Annotated in this window: 18 protein-coding genes; 8 read left to right on the top strand and 10 right to left on the bottom strand. The window is 62.3% G+C overall.

Annotated elements, in window-relative coordinates; translation table 11 throughout:
• Positions 1–2 precede the first annotated feature (2 nt).
• From fdhD to TO66_RS01515, 3 genes are all read left to right on the top strand, one after another.
• The gene (fdhD, locus tag TO66_RS01525) at positions 3–842 is read left to right on the top strand and encodes a formate dehydrogenase accessory sulfurtransferase FdhD (protein WP_044460658.1); all 840 of its coding nucleotides are present in this window, start codon (positions 3–5) and stop codon (positions 840–842) included.
• Positions 839–3187, top strand: coding sequence for an FdhF/YdeP family oxidoreductase (locus tag TO66_RS01520; protein WP_044460657.1), 2349 nt, complete (start codon positions 839–841; stop codon positions 3185–3187). Before fdhD ends, TO66_RS01520 begins: the two co-directional genes overlap by 4 nt.
• A 335-nt stretch (positions 3188–3522) precedes the next feature.
• Positions 3523–3999 carry a glycine zipper domain-containing protein gene (locus tag TO66_RS01515; protein ID WP_044460656.1) on the top strand — a complete coding sequence of 159 codons (477 nt, stop codon included), beginning with the start codon at positions 3523–3525 and terminating at the stop codon, positions 3997–3999.
• A 117-nt stretch (positions 4000–4116) separates the two neighbouring features.
• Here TO66_RS01515 and TO66_RS01510 read toward each other — a convergent pair whose 3' ends face one another.
• The 7 genes from TO66_RS01510 to TO66_RS01485 all read right to left on the bottom strand — a co-directional run bounded on the left by TO66_RS01510 (position 4117) and on the right by TO66_RS01485 (position 11456).
• Complete coding sequence (locus TO66_RS01510) at positions 4117–4554, bottom strand: thioesterase family protein (RefSeq protein ID WP_044460655.1); 438 nt, start codon at positions 4552–4554, stop codon at positions 4117–4119.
• Positions 4555–4699: 145 nt separating this feature from the next.
• Entirely contained in the window at positions 4700–6634 is a 1935-nt protein-coding gene (locus TO66_RS01505; protein ID WP_044460654.1) for an ATP-dependent DNA helicase RecQ, read from the bottom strand.
• Positions 6635–6843: 209 nt separating this feature from the next.
• Entirely contained in the window at positions 6844–7968 is a 1125-nt protein-coding gene (locus TO66_RS01500) for a polysaccharide deacetylase family protein (RefSeq protein ID WP_044460653.1), read from the bottom strand.
• Positions 7969–8033: 65 nt separating this feature from the next.
• A complete protein-coding gene (locus TO66_RS01495) occupies positions 8034–9209 on the bottom strand; it encodes a tetratricopeptide repeat protein (RefSeq protein ID WP_044460652.1) in 1176 nt (391 codons plus the stop codon).
• A 251-nt stretch (positions 9210–9460) separates the two neighbouring features.
• Positions 9461–10000, bottom strand: coding sequence for a CbrC family protein (locus tag TO66_RS32190; RefSeq protein WP_080926018.1), 540 nt, complete (start codon positions 9998–10000; stop codon positions 9461–9463).
• Between the two features lie 23 nt (positions 10001–10023).
• On the bottom strand, positions 10024–10254 hold the full coding sequence (locus tag TO66_RS01490; RefSeq protein WP_044460651.1) for a hypothetical protein: 231 nt from the start codon (positions 10252–10254) through the stop codon (positions 10024–10026).
• Positions 10251–11456, bottom strand: coding sequence for a colicin E3/pyocin S6 family cytotoxin (locus tag TO66_RS01485; RefSeq protein WP_044460650.1), 1206 nt, complete (start codon positions 11454–11456; stop codon positions 10251–10253). The genes TO66_RS01490 and TO66_RS01485 overlap by 4 nt, the downstream gene beginning before the upstream one ends.
• Positions 11457–11648: 192 nt before the next feature.
• Here TO66_RS01485 and TO66_RS01480 point away from each other — a divergent pair, with 192 nt between their 5' ends.
• Positions 11649–12002, top strand: coding sequence for a DUF1493 family protein (locus TO66_RS01480; protein ID WP_044460649.1), 354 nt, complete (start codon positions 11649–11651; stop codon positions 12000–12002).
• A 40-nt stretch (positions 12003–12042) separates the two neighbouring features.
• Positions 12043–12897 carry a DMT family transporter gene (locus TO66_RS01475; protein ID WP_044465920.1) on the top strand — a complete coding sequence of 285 codons (855 nt, stop codon included), beginning with the start codon at positions 12043–12045 and terminating at the stop codon, positions 12895–12897.
• A 117-nt stretch (positions 12898–13014) separates the two neighbouring features.
• Here the strand turns inward: TO66_RS01475 and TO66_RS01470 are convergent, their stop codons facing one another.
• Positions 13015–14556, bottom strand: a complete 1542-nt coding sequence (locus TO66_RS01470) for a phosphoenolpyruvate carboxykinase (RefSeq protein WP_044460648.1) — start codon at positions 14554–14556, stop codon at positions 13015–13017.
• A gap of 179 nt (positions 14557–14735) precedes the next feature.
• Complete coding sequence (gene hslO, locus TO66_RS01465; protein WP_044460647.1) at positions 14736–15638, bottom strand: Hsp33 family molecular chaperone HslO; 903 nt, start codon at positions 15636–15638, stop codon at positions 14736–14738.
• A 100-nt stretch (positions 15639–15738) separates the two neighbouring features.
• Between hslO and TO66_RS01460 the strand changes: the two genes are divergently transcribed.
• A complete protein-coding gene (locus TO66_RS01460; protein WP_044460646.1) occupies positions 15739–16542 on the top strand; it encodes a phosphatase PAP2 family protein in 804 nt (267 codons plus the stop codon).
• A 122-nt stretch (positions 16543–16664) separates the two neighbouring features.
• Here the strand turns inward: TO66_RS01460 and TO66_RS01455 are convergent, their stop codons facing one another.
• Positions 16665–17063 (bottom strand): RNA-binding S4 domain-containing protein, encoded by a 399-nt coding sequence (locus TO66_RS01455; protein WP_044460645.1) that lies wholly within the window; start codon positions 17061–17063, stop codon positions 16665–16667.
• Between the two features lie 219 nt (positions 17064–17282).
• On the opposite strand from TO66_RS01455, the gene TO66_RS01450 reads away from it, so the two are divergent.
• The gene (locus TO66_RS01450; protein WP_044460644.1) at positions 17283–17765 is read left to right on the top strand and encodes an ATP-dependent zinc protease; all 483 of its coding nucleotides are present in this window, start codon (positions 17283–17285) and stop codon (positions 17763–17765) included.
• Positions 17762–18667, top strand: coding sequence for a 30S ribosomal protein S6--L-glutamate ligase (gene rimK / locus TO66_RS01445; RefSeq protein WP_044460643.1), 906 nt, complete (start codon positions 17762–17764; stop codon positions 18665–18667). Before TO66_RS01450 ends, rimK begins: the two co-directional genes overlap by 4 nt.
• The last annotated feature ends 3 nt before the right edge of the window (positions 18668–18670 follow it).

Below are 18670 nucleotides of genomic sequence, written 5' to 3'. Positions count from 1 at the left end.
TCATGAAAACCCAGCGCCCGGCTTGCGCGACGCCCGCCCCGAAAACACCCGCGCCCGCTGCCAGTCAGAGCTACAGCTACAGCAACCTCGACCGCACGGAATCGGCCAGCACCGCGCTTGCCGAGGAAGTTGCGCTGGCGATCGCCTATAACGGCATCAGCCAGGCGGTGATGCTGGTCACCCCCAGCGACCTGGAAGATTTCATCGTCGGTTTCAGCCTCGGCAGCGGCATCATCGATGACGCTTCGGACATCTATGACCTGCAACTGAGCGGCAGCGGCTCGGCCCAGTACGCCCAGGTGCAGATCTCCAGCCGCGCCTTCTGGAACCTCAAGCAGCAACGTCGCCAGCTGGCCGGCACCAGCGGTTGCGGCCTGTGCGGCGTGGAAGCCGTGGAACAGGCCCTGCCGGACCTCAAGGTGCTGCCCGGCGCGCCCTTGCCGCCGGCCCAATGGCTCGACGGCCTGCGCCAGCGCATCGGCGCCTTCCAGCCGCTGGGCCAGCACAGCGGTGCGGTGCACGCCGCGGTGTTCATGAACGACCGCGGCGAGCTGCTGCTGGGCCGTGAAGACATCGGCCGGCACAACGCCCTCGACAAGCTGATCGGCGCACTGGTCCGCCAGGACATCGCCACGGCCGGCGGCGTGGCCATCGTCACCAGCCGCTGCAGCCTGGAGCTGATCCAGAAAGTCCTGCGCGCCGGGATCCAGACCCTGGTCAGCCTGTCGGCCCCCACCGGCCTGGCCCTGCAATGGGCGCGCCGGCACAACCTCAACCTCATCCACCTGCCGCAGAAAAGTGCGCCGCGGGTCTACAGCCCAGCCATGGAAAATCAAGCGTGAGCACTCATCATCAAGCCGACCAGACACCCACCCCGCGCTATAAACCCTACAAGGGCCCCGCTGGCGGCTGGGGCGCGCTCATCAGCGTCGCCCAGGCCTGGCTGACCAGCGACAACGCGCTGAAAAACATCCGCATGATGCTCAAGACCAACCAGAACGGCGGTTTCGACTGCCCGGGCTGCGCCTGGGGCGACTCGCCGGAAAGCGGCATGGTCAAGTTCTGCGAGAACGGCGCCAAGGCGGTGAACTGGGAAGCCACCAAACGCCGGGTGGACGCCAAGTTCTTCGCCAAGCACAGCGTCAGCTCGCTGCTGGAACAGAGCGACTACTGGCTCGAATACCAGGGTCGCCTGACCGAACCCATGAGCTACGACGCCGAAACCGATCGCTACCAGCCCATCAGTTGGGACGCGGCCTTCGCCCTGATCGGCAAGCACCTGCGCGCGCTGCCCAGTCCGGACATGGCCGAGTTCTATACCTCGGGTCGCGCCAGCAACGAAGCCGCCTATCTCTACCAGTTGTTCGTGCGCGCCTACGGCACCAACAACTTCCCCGACTGCTCGAACATGTGCCACGAGGCCAGCGGCGTGGCCATGGCGCAGAGCATCGGGGTCGGCAAGGGCACCGTGACCTTCGATGACTTCGAGCATGCCGACGCGATTTTCGTCTGGGGCCAGAACCCTGGCACCAACCATCCGCGGATGCTCGAACCGCTGCGCGAAGCAGTGAAGCGCGGCGCCCAGGTGGTGTGCATCAACCCGTTGAAAGAGCGCGGCCTGGAACGTTTCCAGCATCCGCAGCATCCGATCGAGATGCTCACCAACGGCAACAAGCCGACCAACACCGCCTACTTCCGCCCGGCCCTGGGCGGCGACATGGCGGTGGTGCGCGGCATGGCCAAGTTCCTGCTGCAATGGGAGCGCGATGCGCAGAAGACCGGCGCGCCGGCCGTGTTCGACCATGACTTCCTCAACGAACATACTGCCGCCGTTCTCGACTACTTGAGCGTCATCGACGATACCCCGTGGGACGACATCGTCGAGCAGTCCGGCCTGACCCTGGTGGAGATCGAGCAAGCGGCGCGCATGTACGCCAAGGGCAAGAACGTGATCATGTGCTGGGCCATGGGCATCACCCAGCATCGCCACTCGGTGCCGACCATCCAGGAAATCGCCAACCTGATGCTGCTGCGCGGCAACATCGGCCGCCCGGGCGCAGGCCTGTGCCCGGTGCGCGGCCACAGCAACGTGCAGGGCGACCGCACCATGGGCATCAACGAACGCCCGCCCGTGGCCTTCCTCGATACCCTGGAGCGGCGCTTCCGCTTCAAGGTGCCACGCAGTAATGGCCACAACGTGGTCGAGGCGATCCACGCCATGCTCGACGGCCGCTCGAAAGTCTTCATCGGCCTGGGCGGCAACTTCGCCCAAGCCACCCCGGACAGCCATCGGACCTTCCAGGCCCTGCGCAACTGTGACCTGACCGTGCAAATCAGCACCAAGCTCAACCGCAGCCACCTGGCCCATGGCAAGGAGGCTCTGATCCTGCCGTGCCTGGGGCGCACCGACATCGACCTGCAGAGCGCGGGTGCGCAAGCGGTGACCGTGGAAGACTCCTTCAGCATGGTCCACGCCTCCAACGGCCAGTTGCAGCCGCTGTCGCCGCAGATGCGCTCGGAGCCAGCGATCCTCGCCGGCATCGCCGCCGCCACCCTGGGCAGCCATCCGGTGGACTGGAACTGGCTGGTGGCCGATTACGGCCGCATCCGCGATCTGATCGCCGACACCATTCCCGGCTTCAAGGACTTCAACGAGCGGCTGCAGAATCCGGGCGGCTTCTACCTCGGCAACACCGCCGGCGCCCGGCGCTGGAATACGCCGTCGGGCCGCGCCAACTTCCGCCCGAACCTTTTGCCCAAGGACCTGCTGCACGAACGCACCCGCGCCACCGGGCAGGTGCCGGACCTGATCATGCAATCGATGCGCTCTCACGATCAGTACAACACCACGGTCTACGGCCTGGACGACCGCTATCGCGGGGTCAAGGGCCAGCGCGACGTGCTGTTCGTCAACGAAGCCGACATCATCCGCCTGGGCTTCAAGCCAGGGCAGAAAGCCGACATCGTTTCATTGTGGGATGACGGCCGCGAACGCCGGGTCAAGGGCTTTACCCTGCTGGCATTCGATATTCCGGCGGGGCAGGCAGCCGCCTACTACCCGGAAGTGAACCCGTTGGTCCCGCTGGAAAGCATCGGGGACGGCAGCCACACCCCGACCTCGAAGTTCGTCGCGATCCGCCTGGAGGCAGCCAGCGACAGCGGTTTGATCATGGCCAGGACAGCCTGATGGCTCGGTAGGAGCGAGGCTTGCCCGCGATAGTGACAACGCGGAATATCTGAAACACCGCGTTATCGTTTATCGCGCGCAAGCTGCGCTCCTACAGATGAGGCAAAGCACTCTCGACGCCATGCCATCTCCATAAATCCCGCCCACAAAAAAGGCCGCTTTCCTACGAAAGCGGCCTTTTCCAAGTAGCTACAGACACGCGAAAATCACTTAAGTTCCGCATTAAAAACAATAAGTTATGAGATTGTGTACAACTCGTGCTATTCGTCGGATTTCGATTGTAAGCGCCTCGTCGCAGCCTCAGGATCGCGCCGTCATCCCCTTGAGGTTCCCCTATGAAGTTCTCCTCGATTCTCTTGTTGTCCCTTGGCCTGGTCAGCGGCATCGCCTCCGCTGGCGGCACCACTGAAGCGGGTGTAGGTGGCGCATTGGGCGGGGTTCTAGGCTCGGTCGTCGGCCAGTCGATTGGTGGTAACACCGGTTCGACCATCGGCGCGGCCCTGGGCGGCGCGGGTGGCAGTGCGGTCGGCGCGGACAAACGCAGCCGCGGCGAAGCCGCTATCGGCGGTGCGCTGGGCGCAGCCGGCGGCAACGTGGTCGGTCGCAGCATGGGCGGCACCACCGGCAGCCTGATCGGCGCGGCAGCGGGCGGTGGCGTCGGCGGTGCGCTGGGTAACCATATGGGCAACTCCAGCGATCGCGACGATCGTCGCTACCGCGATCACGATGACCGTCGCTACTACCGCGACGACCACCCGGGACGCGGCCATGCCTATGGGCATCGCAAGCACAAGCGTCACTGGCGCGACTAAGACCTGAAACGGTCGCAGCCCGCTGACAAAACGACCGCAGCCTGACGGCAGCTCCTGCAAGACCGGTTCATCACCCCCGGGATGAACCCCAGGAGCCGCCCGAGGGCTGCGGTCTTTTCAAGACGGCACCAACAACCGCTCCAGCGCCGTGCGCAGTCCTGCCGGAATTCCCACCGGCTGATTCGTTGCCCGGTCGACGAACACATGCACGAAGCGCCCTGCCGCACAGGCATCGGCCTCCCCCGCCTTGAACACCGCCAGTTCGTACTGCACCGAACTATTGCCCAGCTTGCCGACACGCAAACCGATCTCGATGCGCTCGGGAAAGGCGATCGACGCAAAATAATCGCAAGCCGAACTCACCACGAAGCCCACCACCTCGCCATCGTGGATATCCAGGCCGCCCTCTTCGATCAGGTAGGTATTCACCGCCGTATCGAAGAAGCTGTAGTAGGTGACGTTATTCACATGGCCGTAGACATCGTTGTCGTGCCAGCGCGTGACGATCGGCTGGAAATGGCGGTAGTCGGTACGTTGGGGCATGCGGTCGGTCATGGAGCAGGTCTCGGGGCTGGGGATCTGGGGCAACCACGGCAAGGTGATCGCAAAAGCGCTCTCGATAGCGATCGATCAGGCGACGCCTATTTCAACCCATGCCCAGGGGATCGGCAAACCCCGCGCCAATGGCCACCGGCGCACCTCAGTTTTTAAGACGATGTTCGGCCCAGTCGCGCACTTCGGCGTAGGGATAATCCTCCAGCACCGCAAACCCCGGGATCGACCTGGCCTTGAGCCTGGTGAACAGCGGCACGCTGATCCCGCACAGGAAGCGCGTCAGCCGTTCCGCCTCCGGAACGGTGCCGCAGTGCTGTTGGTGCCTGTGGATAAATTCGCCGCACAGCGCCTCGAAGTTTTTATCCACAAGCGCGGGTAGCGCCGGCGGCTCCGGCAGGCGCGCTACCTGGCCGTGGCACACCGAACAATGCCCGCAACGCTGGGGCGCCTGGTCGTCGCCGAAATATCGGGCCAGGCGTGCCCCGAGACACTGCTCGGTGGCGAACAGATCGAGCATGGCGTGGATCCGCGCGATCTCGCCGCTTTCATGCTGCTTGAAATAGGCATGCAGTTGCCGGCTCAAGCCGTCGGCATCGAAGCTCGTATCCAGCAGGGTGTAGACCTCGGTCATCTGCTTGCTTTCAAGCTCCACCCAGCCCTTTTCCTGGAAGTAGTCCAAAGCCTTCACCACCCGGCTGCGCTCGGCCTGGTGCTGCTGGTAAAGCGCCTCGAAATTCACCGTGGCCCAGGTGCGGGCGCGGCTGGACGTCTCGATGATCGCCGCCACGAAGTCCCGGCGCTCGCCCTCGAAACGCGCCAGCAGCACCTCTGGCTCCTCGATGAACTTGAAACGGTACTCGGCGAAGTAGGCGTAACGCGGCGCGATCAGGCCGCGCAGTTCCAGCTGCACCAGCAGCGTCTTGAGCGGCAGCTGGCGGATGTTGCTCTGATCCGCGAGCGGCCCCAGCAGGAATTCCCACTGCCCGTCGGGTGCCGCGCCCTGCAGTTCGTCCAGCACCCAGCGAATGCCTTCCAGCTCCGGCGTGTCGCCGTAGACGAAATTTTCCAGCACGTTGAGGCTGTCGCGGTTGGCCAGCACCAGGCAGTCGGAAGGCTGGCCGTCACGCCCGGCACGGCCGATTTCCTGGCTGTAGTTCTCGATGGATTTGGGCAGGTCGAAATGCACCACGTTACGGATGTCGCTCTTGTCGATCCCCATGCCGAAGGCAATGGTGGCGACGATGCAATTGCATTGGCCGGCCATGAACTGGCGCTGGATCGCCTCGCGCTGCTCATGGGGCAGGCCGGCATGATAGGCCTTGGCCTGGATACCGTGGCGCCCCAGATGCTCGGCGATATGCTCGGCGGTTTTCTGCAGGGTGACATAGACGATGCTCGGCTGACCGGCGCGCGCGCCCAGCCATTGCACCAGGCGCTGGCGCTTGTCCTGGCCGCGCACCGGCTCCACCAGCAGGTTGAGGTTGGGCCGGTAGAAACCGGTGGTCACTACATCCGGCGCGGCGATGGCGAATTTCGCCTGCATGTCGGCGATCACCTTGGGTGTCGCGGTAGCGGTCAGCAGCAGCGCCTGGGGAATGTGGAACTGGCGCTGGTAGTCCGGAAGCTTGAGGTAGTCGGGGCGAAAGTTGTGGCCCCACTCGGAGATGCAGTGCGCCTCGTCCACCACCAGCAGGGAAATCCGCACCTGCTGCAGGAAATTGCGGAAACGCTCATTCTTCAGGCGCTCCACCGAGATCATCAGGATCTTCAATTCTCCGCGGCGCGCCCGCGCCATCACCTCGTTGGCCTCATCGCGGCCCTGCGCCGAATCGATGCTCGCCGCAGCGATACCACGCCCCTGGAGGAATGCCAGCTGGTCCTGCATCAGGGCCAGCAATGGCGAGACCACCAGGGTCAGGTGCGGCAGCAACAGGGCCGGCAACTGATAGCACAGGGACTTGCCGGACCCGGTGGGGAAAATCGCCGCCGCCGAGCGTCCGGCCAACACCGCACCGACCGTTGCCTCCTGGCCGGGACGAAACTGTGGATAACCGAAGACCTGTTCGAGGGTGTCGTGCATGAGCTGTCACTCCTTTGACCGCTGACCTGCCTTGCAGCCTGGCACAGCGGTCGGGAAAGGTCGGGGAAGAAAGGATACGGGATGATACAGGGGGAGGGAGAACCACGTGCGACGAGGGGTACAGGGTGTTTTTCAGGGTGTATCGCGAGCCATCGAGCGCCACTTGGCGCTCGTGCTGCATTCACCGGGGCGAGATACTCGCCACGCACTCACCGCGTCGCGCGGCAATCCACCCACTTCACGCCATTGCCCGTGTTCGCGGCAATCAGCGCTGGCACCGCGGTAGGCGCCTTGTTGTGAATGTCGTGGAACAGAATGATCCCGCGACGCCACAGCAGCATCAGGGTCTGCACCCGCTGGCTCGCTGCGCTGGCGCTGATGGTCTTGCTCCAGTCCTGGGAGTCGATGCCCCAGAGCATCACCTTGATCCCCTGGGCCTTGAAGAACGCCGCACTGTCGCTCGAGCGCTGGCCATAGGGCGGGCGAAACAGCGGCTGGTAGTCGTCCGGCAGCGTACCGCGCACCAGGGTCGCGGAACGGGTGACGGACTGCTGCCATTCGCTCCAGGCGCTGTGGGATTTGTGCTCCCAGCCATGCAGGGCCACGCACTGGCCGTCGTACAGCTCGCGCATCTGCGCCGGCGACGACTTGCGCAGCCGCGCCTGGAACGGCTCGCCCAGGACGAAGAACAGACCATGCAGGTCGTTGGCGCGCAGCAGGTTGGTCATGGTATCGGTATGACCGCCCATCGCTGTCGGGCCGTCGTCGAAGGTCAGCAGGAACTGCCGGTCCGCCAGCTCGTCGCCCATCAATTCAGCATTGTCGAAACGCTCGATCTCGCTGCTGACCTTCGGGAACAAGGCCGCCAGGCGCAGTTGCTCGTTCAGGTATTGCTCATGAAACCGCCGGCTCGCCTGGGCCCACGCGTCATAGGCCGGGCTGGCCGTCGCGGTGAACCCCTGGGCCAGCTGCCGCAAGTCGTCCAGGTTGCGTACCGGCGGGCAGAATGCGGCGCCTTCACAGTCCTGGCTGGCACTGTGGTAACCGCTGAGCAAGCGTATCCAGAAACGCTCGCGCACCTGCTCGACCGAGTGATGGTCCAGGCTCTTGATGCCCAGGCGCTGCTGCAGCGTGGCATCGTCGAGCGCCTCGCTGGCCAACAGGACCTTGCCGAACATCAGGATTTCCGCACGCGAAGCGGTGTCGAAACCCGCTTCGGTGGCCAGCGACCCCGGCCAGCCACTGCGGTCGATGGTGGCGAACACCAGCGGCCCGGCGGCCTGGGTAACGGCGCTCCAGAGAGACAACAGCAAGGCAACGATCAGAACCCGCATAACAACCTCCATAAATGCATAACGCGCCGGCGAAGGCGCGTTATCAGACCAGCCTTAACGCCGGATCAGCGGTTTTGCACACGCTCGATGGCTTTGTCGTACACCGGGTTGGCCTTCTGCTGCTTGGCCAACTGATAGTGACGCAGGGCATCGGCGAATTGGCCGGCCGCTTCGTAGATACGCGCGATGTTGTAGTAGGAACTGGCACGCACGGTAGCCGCCGAATTGCCGCTGGCCAGGGCGATAGCCTTGCGGTTGGCCCAGATCGACTCGGCGGTATTGCCGGCTTTCTGGTAGGCCAGGCCAAGGTTGCTGTACGCCTGACCGTAGCCATTGTTCAGCTCGATGGCCTGCCGGTAGAAGTCGATGGCCTGTTGCAGGTTGCCGGCGTGGTAAGCCTCTTCACCCTTGCGGTTCAGGGTTTTCGCGTCAGCCTGCGCACTGCTGCTGACGGCAACGGCGGCCACTTCCACTTTGTCGTCGAGCAGTGGAGATACTTCGTTCAACACGTCCTGCGCGTCGACGGTCACGCCGCTGAGGGTGTTGATGTCCTGGAAGTCGCCGTTGCCGGTCATGCGGAACACGGTCCACAGGTTGCCGCTGCGGTTCTGCGGCACATAGTAGGTACGCACCAGCGACTGGCCCATGTAGACGAAGACCTTGGCCTGGCTGTTGGACAGTTGCTGCGAGGCGGGACGGGTCTGGTTGCTGTAGTCATGCACGGCGTAGACGTAGCTTTCGCCGTAGTGTTTCTTTTCCAGGGTGATGGTTTCCGGACCGTAGCTGTCAATATCGTCGACATCCAGGTGGGCATCATCGCCTTGTTGTTGGCGGAAGTAGATGTTGTTGCCGGGGAAGATCATGTGCGAATCGAGGTCGCTCGGGGTCGCGCCCCAGGTCAGCACCACACGCAGGCCGTCGAGGTTCTGCATCACCGGGCTGATGGCGTAGGTCATGCCGCTGCACGGGCACTTGACCACCAGGTTGGAATAGCCGGTTTTCTTGATGATCAGCAGATTGCTGGGGTCATCGGCGAAATCGGTGGTCAGGGTCACCTGACCTTGCGCATCGGTACGGCCGACCACGCTCTGCGCGCCATTGCGCTGCACCAGCACTTCGGCGTCGGCGATTTTCTGGTCCTTGACCACCGCACTCAGCACCTCGACCGGCAACTGCTGCGCCGTCGCCGAAAACGCCAATGCCCACAACGAAAAAATCGAAGTCACGCGAAACAAGCGCATACCTAATTCCCTTTAAGTGTATGAAGTCGGCAACCGAGGATACCCGGCAGATTTGGCGGGCACGATACACATTTTTTTCAGGGTTGGCTCGCTAATCCATCGTAAAAACGGGCGCCTGCGGGAATTCCTGAAGGTTGCTTAGGGGTGGAACTGGAGGGCGGCTTGTTTAGAGAGGAGAAAGCCCTACCCCAGCATCACTGAGCTCCTGTTCCGGCAGAGTGGCCAACCGTAACGAGATAGAAGAATTGGCATCAGGTGAAATCCAGATCGTAATGGATCCGCTTGCAATGCAGGCAATCAAACCGATAAATCGCAGGATTGCCTCCTGGCTCATAGCTATCGATCAGGTTCTGCCAGTTTCCCCTTGACCAGCCAAAATCGGCAAAGCGCTCAGCCAACCCATCAGCACCGACCTTCTCGATCTCATCGCGACTGGCATCACCATGAAAGGCACATGCGTCATCGCAGCAAGATAACCAACGCTCCTGCTGCCAAGAAGCGTAACCGGGGGTACGGTCACAGACTTCGGCAACAATCGCCTCATCGATACCCTGATCAAGCAGTGGATAGTCGTCGGAAAAACTCAACTCATATCGCTTAGCCGCACTACCATCGGCAATACACCAAGGACACAGACGGTCATCCGGAAGATCCTGACGGGTATAAGTCGATGCGGTGTAAATGTAACCACGTACCTGACCACAACACACACAAGAAGTGGTCGAAGCCTCAATGCTTCGGGTTGCCAGCGGGTCTGGGTGATAACGAAAAAAAGGAAGGGTACTGCTCATCATGTGCTCCTGATTATTGACCGTCAGCCATTCGCTGTCAGTTGGAAGTCATATACCGAGCGATCAAATTTTTTCTCAGTAATCTTTTCAAACTCAGTCAACTGCACTGCACTCAGGTCATAGCCCTCCCAACCTTGCGGATCCACTGCCCACCCCATGATCTCTTTCACACGCTCGTCGCAACCGACCGGTAGCTCTACGTCAAAAACCAACAGCTCGGTTTTCTTATCAAAGGCCTCAACGAGATACTTCATGGTTCTATGCTCCTTGTTCTGTCAGCGACTTTAGTTTGCTCGCCAGTAAGCGGGTCAAACTCCCCAAGATGGCGGCCGCGCTTGTCATACATTTCAACTGCACCATGCTGAGAGTCCCATTCTAGAATCAGTCCTTTTGCCGTTTTCCAACGCTTACGCTGTCCACCCCCTCCTTGGACATAGGTTTTCCGCTTTGCCCTGATCGCATCAGGAAAACCAGGCAAAGCGCTCGGTGCGGGAACATATCCTGACGCTGGTGCATTCAGCACAATGTAGAGCGGCTGAACACCCGACCCCACCGGAAACACCAGAATAAAATCCCGATACTCCGGCGGATAAATCGGGCTCACGATGATCCGCTCCGCCGTTTCAGTCGGCGGGAAAATCCAGATCGGCGGAGTCTGTGGCGCTGCCTCCAGCGGCGGTATCCCTGTAGCACTCGCAGGATCCACAGCAGGGGTCCAGGTGAGAGTGATGCCATTCCCCAGGTCGGCTACTTGCTGCTCGCCACGGGCCTCGAATTGAGCCACCGGAATCATTTCCCACTCGCGGCGCCCCTGGGTGTTGAAACCGTAGCCCTTGAGGCTGCCGTCGGCCTGCTGTTCGACCCGCAGGCGCAAACGGGTCCGGGCCTGTTTGAGCTGACGCAGTTGCTCTTCGCTATACAGCGCGCCATCCCCCAGGCTCGATGGGGCGAGCAAGGCCACCAAACCCAGCAACGCACCGGCCGCCACACCCGAGGAGATAATCCCCGCCCCACGGCTCGTCGCGCTCACTCCCGCCGTCGATAGGCCGCCCAGGCTCAAGGCCCCCAGATTGGCCGGCAACGTGCCACTGATGCGCTTGAGGGGCAGGCCGCCACCGACCTCAACCTCGCGACCGCCCAGCAGCGTCAGCGCGCCGTAATTCGCCACCGCATCCGTCGGGATAAACCCGGTCGGGGTGACGTAGTCGATGATTGAATCCGGCAGTTTGCAAGACTTGGCGAACACACAACCGGCAGTCTCGGGTTGCGATTCCGTCCCTGTACTCGTTAACCGGTCTTCATGAGCCTGCTGCCGGGCAAGCATCTGCTCATAACGCCTTTGCGCCTCGTCACGCTCGGCCAGTTCGCTTGCCGTCATATCTCGCAGGCGGCGATAACCGCCACCGTCAGCGTCGTAGTGCTGCCATACCTGGGGCACATCCTTGTTACGGGCCATAGTCCTTTGCTCGGTCGCCAGGGAAATCCCCGGCCTTCCACCGGGGCTCTCACGTTACCCAGCGCTAGAAGAACTGGCTGTCAGGCAAGTCCGAACTGCTCGAACGACTTTTCTTTTTCGTTCATGCCCCGGCGGTTAGCCCTACACTGGAGGCCGATCTGCACCACCGACAGCGCCCGCGGACACCCCACCATGCACCTCGCCCCCAACTTCCCCGACGACCCGACCATGCGCCAGCTCATGCAGTTGCTGCATGAAGAAATCGGCCTGCCCGAACGCAAGGGCATCAGCCTGAAGACCGCCATCAACTTCGACCTGGGCTGCGACGGCGCGGATGCCGAACAGCTGATCCAGGCGCTGGAAGAACAGTTCGTCATCGACTTTATCGACTACGACGCCTACCGCTATTTCCAGCCCGAAGGCTACGACGTCTTCCTCAAGCGCCGGGCCAAGGGACGTGGCGACAAGATTCCGCTGACCATCGACATGCTGTACCGGGCGATCAAGGCGAAACGCTGGGATACTCAGGAGCTGGAAAGTTTCTAGGAATTGCGGCCAGCGATAAGGACATTCTGTGGACGTAATGATGGGCTTGCTTGCCGCCCTGTTGTGGGGCGGAACAGACTTCCTGGTGGGGCTTAACGCCCGCGCTGTCGGGGTCAAACGTGCGGTGTTCTTCGGTCAGGCCCTGGGGTTTGCCATCATGAGCCTGCTACTAGTGCTATTCCCCAGTTTCATTTTCACCTCCCTGGCCGCACCGCTCGACACCTGGCTGATGGGGGTTCTCGCTGCCGCTCTCACCGTTTCCGGCGCCCTCGCACTGCCCAAGGCCTTTGCGCTGGGGAAGGCAGCCATCGTCGCACCACTGGTGACCTCCTATGGCGTGGTCACTACCTTGCTATCCTGGGCCGGAGGCGAACGGATCAACCTGCTCCAGTCTCTGTGCATCGGACTCTGCATGCTCGGCGTCATCCTATCCAGCCATCATAAGGACACCGGCCTGCCCCACAGCACCGACGCTACCCGCTCCATCGTCTACGCCCTGCTGGCCGCCCTGTTCTATGGCACCAGTTTCTGGCTGCAGGGCCGGTTCACCCTGCCCCTGCTAGGCCCTGTCGTCATGCTCTGGCTCGGCTATCTGGTAGGCGTTGGCGTGTTGCTACTGATGGTCCTGAAGATCAAGGACGGGTTGAGCGTACCGCCGCCGAAAAACTGCGCCACCCTGACGGGCGCCAGCCTGATGAACCTCGGTGGTTTTTCCGCATTCTCCTGGGGCGCAATGGCAGGCTCAGTGTCCGTAGTGACGGTGATCAGCACCCTGTCCGGCGGCATCGCCGCGATTCTGGGGTATGTGTTCTTCAAGGAGCGCCTTTCCGCGGTGCAGGTGATCGGCGTGATATTGGTGCTGGCAGGGGCAATTGTGTTGCACCTGAAGACGTGATCGGCGATTCCCACTGACCCCGCCAATTGCAGACTGTACTGAGTCGCATGAGAGCCTCTGAATCGCCCCCACAAAAAAGCCGCCCCGAAGGGCGGCTTTTTTACTTCTGGCCGATGCTTACAGCTTCGGACCCGCAGCCTTGATGGCGTCGCTCACGTCGAACTTCTTGAAGTTCTCGATGAACAGGCCGGCCAGGGCCTTGGCGGCTTCGTCGTAGGCGGCTTTGTCGGCCCAGGTGTTGCGTGGGTTGAGCAGGCCGGTTTCGACGCCCGGAACGGCCAGTGGCACGTCCAGGTTGATGGTGTCCAGGTGCTCGGTCTTGGCACCGACCAGAGCGCCGCTCTGGATGGCTGCGATCACGCCACGGGTGGTCGGGATGTTGAAGCGCTTGCCGACGCCGTAGCCACCGCCGGTCCAGCCGGTGTTGACCAGGTAGACCTTGGAGCCGAAGCCGCGGATACGCTTGATCAGCAGCTCTGCGTATTCGCCTGCCGGACGCGGGAAGAACGGTGCGCCGAAGCAGGTGGAGAAGGTCGACTTGATGCCACTGCCCGAGCCCATTTCGGTCGAGCCCACCAGAGCGGTGTAGCCGGACAGGAAGTGGTAGGCGGCTTGTTCTTCGCTGAGGATCGACACTGGCGGCAGTACGCCGGTCAGGTCGCAGGTCAGGAAGATCACGGCGTTCGGCTCGCCACCGAGGTTTTTCGCGGAACGTTTTTCAACGTGCTCCAGCGGGTAGGCGGCGCGGCTGTTCTGGGTCAGGCTGCCGTCGGCGTAGTCGGCCTTCTTGGCATCGTCCAGCACCACGTTTTCCAGCACGGCGCCGTGCTTGATGGCTTTCCAGATGACCGGCTCGTTCTTCTCGGACAGGTCGATGCACTTGGCATAGCAACCGCCTTCGATGTTGAACACCACGCCCTCGCCCCAACCGTGCTCGTCGTCACCGATCAGGTAACGGCTTTCGTCGGCGGACAGGGTGGTCTTGCCGGTGCCGGACAGGCCGAAGAACAGGGTCACATCGCCTTCTTCGCCGATGTTGGCAGCGCAGTGCATCGGCAGCACGTCGGCGGCCGGCAGCAGGAAGTTCTGCACCGAGAACATGGCTTTCTTCATTTCACCGGCATAGCGCATGCCGGCGATCAGCACTTTCTTCTGCGCGAAGTTGAGGATCACGCAACCATCGGAGTTGGTGCCGTCGCGCTCTGGAACGCATTCGAAGTTGGCAACGTTGAGCACCTGCCACTCGTCACGGCCAGCCGGGTTGTACTGGGCCGGATTGATGAACAGGCAACGACCGAACAGGTTCTGCCAGGCAGTCTGGGTGGTCATCTTCACAGCCAGGTAGTGCTCTTCGGCAGCGCCTACATGAACGTGGGAAACGAAATGCTCTTGCGCGTTGTTGAACGCCTCGACGCGAGCCCACAGGGCATCGAACTTGTCGGCCGGGAACTTGCGGTTGATCGGGCCCCAGGCAATGGCGTCCTGGGTGGAAGGCTCTTCAACGATGAAACGATCGACTGGCGAACGGCCGGTACGGTGACCGGTACGAACAACCAGCGCGCCGGTATCGGCAAGCTCGCCTTCACCGCGGTTGAGGGCTTCTTTAACCAGATCATCAACACTCAGATCGGTGTACACGGCGTTATTGGCTTGCGTCATGAGGTTCCCCGTCGGCCAGTGGCCGAGTGCTCCAAACGTTTTGTAGTAGAAACTCGCGCACTACTACCGCGAAAAAAGTGCGCCGGATTATGCCAGAAAAGCCCAAAAAGAGTAGAGCCCTCCCGTCAGAACGGCGTTAATCCGGCACTTGCCAGGTGATTTACCTGCGCTGAACCGTTTTAGTGACGAGTATCTGACGGTGACTCTACGCCCGCTCCGGCGAACAGCTGGCTGATATCGGCCGCATCGAACAGGTAGCGCTGGTTGCAGAACTGGCAATCGATCTCGATGCTGCCGCCGTGTTCGACCACCAGCTTCTGTGCGTCTTCCAGGCCGAGGCTGACCAGCGCGTTGCCCGAACGCTCCCGCGAGCAACTGCAACGGAAGCGCAGCGACTGCACATCGAACAGGCGCACGGCTTCTTGATGGTAGAGGCGGTGGAGCAGGGTTTCGTTGTCCAGGCTCAGCAATTCGTCGGCGGTCAGGGTGCTGGCCAGCGCGGTGATGTGTTGCCAGCTGGCGGCGCGTTCTTCCTCGTCCTTGATGCGATCGGCCGGCAGTTGCTGCAGCAACAGGCCACGGGCGCGGCGTCCGTCGGCGTGCAGCCAGAAACGGGTGCCGGTCTGCTGGGACATGACAAAATAGTTGGTGAAGCAGTCCGAAAGCGTAGCGCCGTCCAGGTCGACGATGCCCTGGTAGCGCTGGCCCTGGGTAGGGTCGACAGTCAGGGCGAGCACGCCGTTGGGCATCAGGTCGGCCAGGGTCGCGTCCGGCGCGATCCGCTCCGCGTCGTAGCGGGCCAGGCCGCGGATCTCGCGCTCGCTGGAGCACTCGATCATCAGCAGCGGCACCGGGCCTTCGGAACGAGCCTGGAGAATCAGCAAGCCATCGAACTTCAGGGTGCCGACCAGCAACGCGGCCGCCGCCATCAGCTCGCCGAGCAGTTGCGCCACCGGCTCCGGATAGGGGTGTTTGGCGAGGACTTCGGCATAGCTGCGCTCCAGCGCCACGAGCTCGCCGCGGGTGTCGCTCTCATCGAAGATGAAGCGTTGGGTGAAGTCGGTATCCGGCAAATGAGTCATAGGTCTGGGTATCTGAAATGATGACAAAATAGTTACAAGACATGAAAATTGCGTTTTCGCACTATAAGGGTGCGCGATTTTCAGCCATTGGAGGCATTTTATGAACAATCCGGCTTTGTTCCAAGCCAGGTGGAACCTCGGCAAGCTGGCGCTGTGCAATCTGATCCCGCTGGCGCTACTGGGTTTCTGGTTATGGCCCAACGGACAGCTGCTGTGCACGATGTTCGACGAATGGTTGTTCCGCCTGCTGAACGCTCCCCTCGCCACCAACTCCACGTGGCTGCATATCTGGGCCGTGGGCAGCCTGAGGCCTTTCGACGCAGTAGTCGGCCTGATTCTGCTGGCCCTGCTGATTCGCGGTAACTGGGTATTCAAAGCCGTGGACGTGCGCCGGGCCTTCTTCGGCTTCCTGTCGATCCTGGTCCTGATGCTGATCATCCGCCTGCTGTTTTCCAAGCTCGCCGACGCGATGGGCTGGCAGCACGACAGCCCGTCGATGGTCCTCGAGGGCGCCGTGCACATGAGCGACTACTTCCCACACCTGGAAAAAACCTGGGAACTCAAGGACCGCTCCAGCCAGAGCTTCCCCGGCGACCATGCCTCGGTGCTGCTGATCTGGGGCCTGTTCATGGGGGTCTTCAGCCGCACCATCGGCCAGTTCGTGGTGGTCTGGGGCCTGACCCTGCTGTTCATGATGCCGCGCCTGGTGGCCGGCGCGCATTGGGGCCAGGACGACTATATCGGCGGTGTGCTGCTGGCGGTCTGGGCCCTGGGCTGGGGTTACTACACCCCTTATGCGGCCAAGGCCTCGAACCTGTTGCTACGAGTAACCGACCCGCTGTTCAACCTGCTGGGCAAGCTGCCATTGCTGTCGCGCCTGAGCGTGGTGCGGGCTACGGCCTGAGCGGGAACCGGTTTGCCGGCGATTGAACGGCAGAGTTCAGATGCGCCCCTCCGAAGAATCGTGAGAGGGCTGCAACCGCTGCGTCGCAGCGGATCGCGGGCAAGCCTCGCTCCTACGGAGAGCTATTCGTGGCTGTGGAACTTGAACAGGTCGCGCCGCTGCTTCTTGGTCGGCTTGCCATCGGTGCTCACGCCCAGGGCGCCGGCCTTGCGCAAGGCCGCGGCATTCTCCCGCTTGGCGATGCTGGCTTCGGTCTCGGCATACAGGGTCTGGGCCTCGGGCGCTCCGCGGCGCACGATCGACAGGGCCTGGACCACCACGGTGCGCTCGTCGAAACCGGTGCGTATCTCATATTCGTCGCCGATCCTCGGCTCCTTGCCCGGCTTGCAGCGCTCGCCACGGTGATGCACCTTGCCGCTTTCGATGGCCGCCTTGGCCAGGGCCCGGGTCTTGTAGAAGCGCGCTGCCCATAGCCATTTGTCCAGACGGACCTTGTCGTCATCCTCGGCTTTCTGTGCCATGGCTTTTCCTCATTCTGAAATATTTTCGAACTGTACTACCGTTTCTCTCGTGCCATGAATGGCGGTGGCTCGGTTTAGAATGCGAGGCTTCGCGGCAGCCTGTCCGGGCGTCGTGGAGCCGGGCCCAGATATCTGTCGCCTTTTACCCATTATTCTGCGTGAATACCGCGAATTCGGCCGCCGGACGGTACGAGCGGGTTCCTCAGCGGTTGAGCACATTTGAAGACATTTGACCATTTGACCGTCGTGGGTCTGCGCGAGTGGGTGGCGCTTCCGGATTTGGGAGTCGCCGGCCTGCGCGCCAAGATCGATACCGGCGCCAGCACCTCCAGCCTGCATGCCACCGAGATCGAGCCGTTCGAGCGCGACGGTGAACAGTGGGTGCGTTTCAATGCGCACCTGGGCAGTGTGGTGCAGTTGCGTCACCGGCGTTGCGAAGCGCCACTGGTGGCGATGAAAACCATCAAGAGTTCCAACGGCCAGGCCCAGGTGCGCTACGTGATCAGCACCACCCTGGCGCTCGGCGACCGGGTGTGGCGGGTGGAGTTCACCCTCGCCTGCCGCAAGGCCATGCGCTATCGCCTGCTGCTCGGTTCCAAAGCCCTGGTCGATGGCCAACTGGTGGTCAATCCGGGGATCAAATACGTTCAAGACAAACCGGTGTTCCCGGTGTCCACTACCTCTGCCACAGGTGTTGCATGAAGATCGCTGTGCTGTCGCGTAACCCGCGTCTGTATTCCACTCGTCGCCTGGTCGAAGCCGGCACCGAGCGTGGCCACGAAATGGTGGTGGTCGACACCTTGCGCGCCTATATGAACATCGCCAGCCACAAGCCGCAGATCCACTACCGCGGCAAGCCGCTGGAAGGTTTCGACGCGGTGATTCCACGGATCGGCGCCTCGGTGACCTTCTATGGCTGCGCGGTGCTGCGCCAGTTCGAAATGATGGGCGTGTTCCCGCTCAACGAGTCGGTGGCCATCGCCCGCTCGCGGGACAAATTGCGCTCGCTGCAGCTGCTGTCCCGGCGTGGCATCGGCCTGCCGGTGACCGGCTTCGCCCACTCGCCGGACGATATTCCCGACCTGATCGAGATGGTCAACGGCGCGCCGCTGGTGATTAAGGTCCTGGAAGGCACCCAGGGCATCGGCGTGGTGCTGTGTGAAACCGCCACGGCGGCCGAGTCGGTGATCGAGGCCTTCATGGGCCTGAAGCAGAACATCATGGTCCAGGAATACATCAAGGAAGCCGGCGGCGCCGACATTCGCTGCTTCGTGGTCGGCGACAAGGTGATTGCCGCGATGAAACGCCAGGCCAGGCCCGGCGAGTTCCGCTCCAACCTGCACCGCGGCGGCAGCGCCAGCCTGATCAAGATCACCCCGGAAGAACGCATGACCGCGCTGCGCGCAGCCAAGGTCATGGGCCTGAGCGTGGCGGGCGTGGACATCCTGCGCTCGAACCACGGGCCGCTGGTGATGGAGGTGAATTCCTCGCCGGGCCTGGAAGGCATCGAGACCACCACCGGCAAGAACGTGGCGGGGATCATCATCGAGCACATCGAGAAGAACGGCGGGCCGAACATGACCCGGACCAAGGGCAAGGGTTAAAAA

This window comes from Pseudomonas sp. MRSN 12121 (genome assembly GCF_000931465.1).
Lineage (GTDB): Bacteria > Pseudomonadota > Gammaproteobacteria > Pseudomonadales > Pseudomonadaceae > Aquipseudomonas.
The sequence above is the reverse complement of the archived record's forward strand: the minus strand, read 5'-3'. Positions and strand labels throughout refer to the sequence as shown.

What these genes read in the sequence shown, in the direction of transcription:
- fdhD (WP_044460658.1), top strand. Translation starts at nt 3, where the DNA reads ATGAAAACCCAGCGCCCGGCTTGCGCGACGCCCGCCCCGAAAACACCC.
- TO66_RS01515 (WP_044460656.1), top strand. Translation starts at nt 3,523, where the DNA reads ATGAAGTTCTCCTCGATTCTCTTGTTGTCCCTTGGCCTGGTCAGCGGC.
- TO66_RS01510 (WP_044460655.1), bottom strand. Translation starts at nt 4,554, where the DNA reads ATGACCGACCGCATGCCCCAACGTACCGACTACCGCCATTTCCAGCCG.
- TO66_RS01505 (WP_044460654.1), bottom strand. Translation starts at nt 6,634, where the DNA reads ATGCACGACACCCTCGAACAGGTCTTCGGTTATCCACAGTTTCGTCCC.
- TO66_RS01500 (WP_044460653.1), bottom strand. Translation starts at nt 7,968, where the DNA reads ATGCGGGTTCTGATCGTTGCCTTGCTGTTGTCTCTCTGGAGCGCCGTT.
- TO66_RS01495 (WP_044460652.1), bottom strand. Translation starts at nt 9,209, where the DNA reads ATGCGCTTGTTTCGCGTGACTTCGATTTTTTCGTTGTGGGCATTGGCG.
- TO66_RS32190 (WP_080926018.1), bottom strand. Translation starts at nt 10,000, where the DNA reads ATGAGCAGTACCCTTCCTTTTTTTCGTTATCACCCAGACCCGCTGGCA.
- TO66_RS01490 (WP_044460651.1), bottom strand. Translation starts at nt 10,254, where the DNA reads ATGAAGTATCTCGTTGAGGCCTTTGATAAGAAAACCGAGCTGTTGGTT.
- TO66_RS01485 (WP_044460650.1), bottom strand. Translation starts at nt 11,456, where the DNA reads ATGGCCCGTAACAAGGATGTGCCCCAGGTATGGCAGCACTACGACGCT.
- TO66_RS01480 (WP_044460649.1), top strand. Translation starts at nt 11,649, where the DNA reads ATGCACCTCGCCCCCAACTTCCCCGACGACCCGACCATGCGCCAGCTC.
- TO66_RS01475 (WP_044465920.1), top strand. Translation starts at nt 12,043, where the DNA reads ATGGGCTTGCTTGCCGCCCTGTTGTGGGGCGGAACAGACTTCCTGGTG.
- TO66_RS01470 (WP_044460648.1), bottom strand. Translation starts at nt 14,556, where the DNA reads ATGACGCAAGCCAATAACGCCGTGTACACCGATCTGAGTGTTGATGAT.
- hslO (WP_044460647.1), bottom strand. Translation starts at nt 15,638, where the DNA reads ATGACTCATTTGCCGGATACCGACTTCACCCAACGCTTCATCTTCGAT.
- TO66_RS01460 (WP_044460646.1), top strand. Translation starts at nt 15,739, where the DNA reads ATGAACAATCCGGCTTTGTTCCAAGCCAGGTGGAACCTCGGCAAGCTG.
- TO66_RS01455 (WP_044460645.1), bottom strand. Translation starts at nt 17,063, where the DNA reads ATGGCACAGAAAGCCGAGGATGACGACAAGGTCCGTCTGGACAAATGG.
- rimK (WP_044460643.1), top strand. Translation starts at nt 17,762, where the DNA reads ATGAAGATCGCTGTGCTGTCGCGTAACCCGCGTCTGTATTCCACTCGT.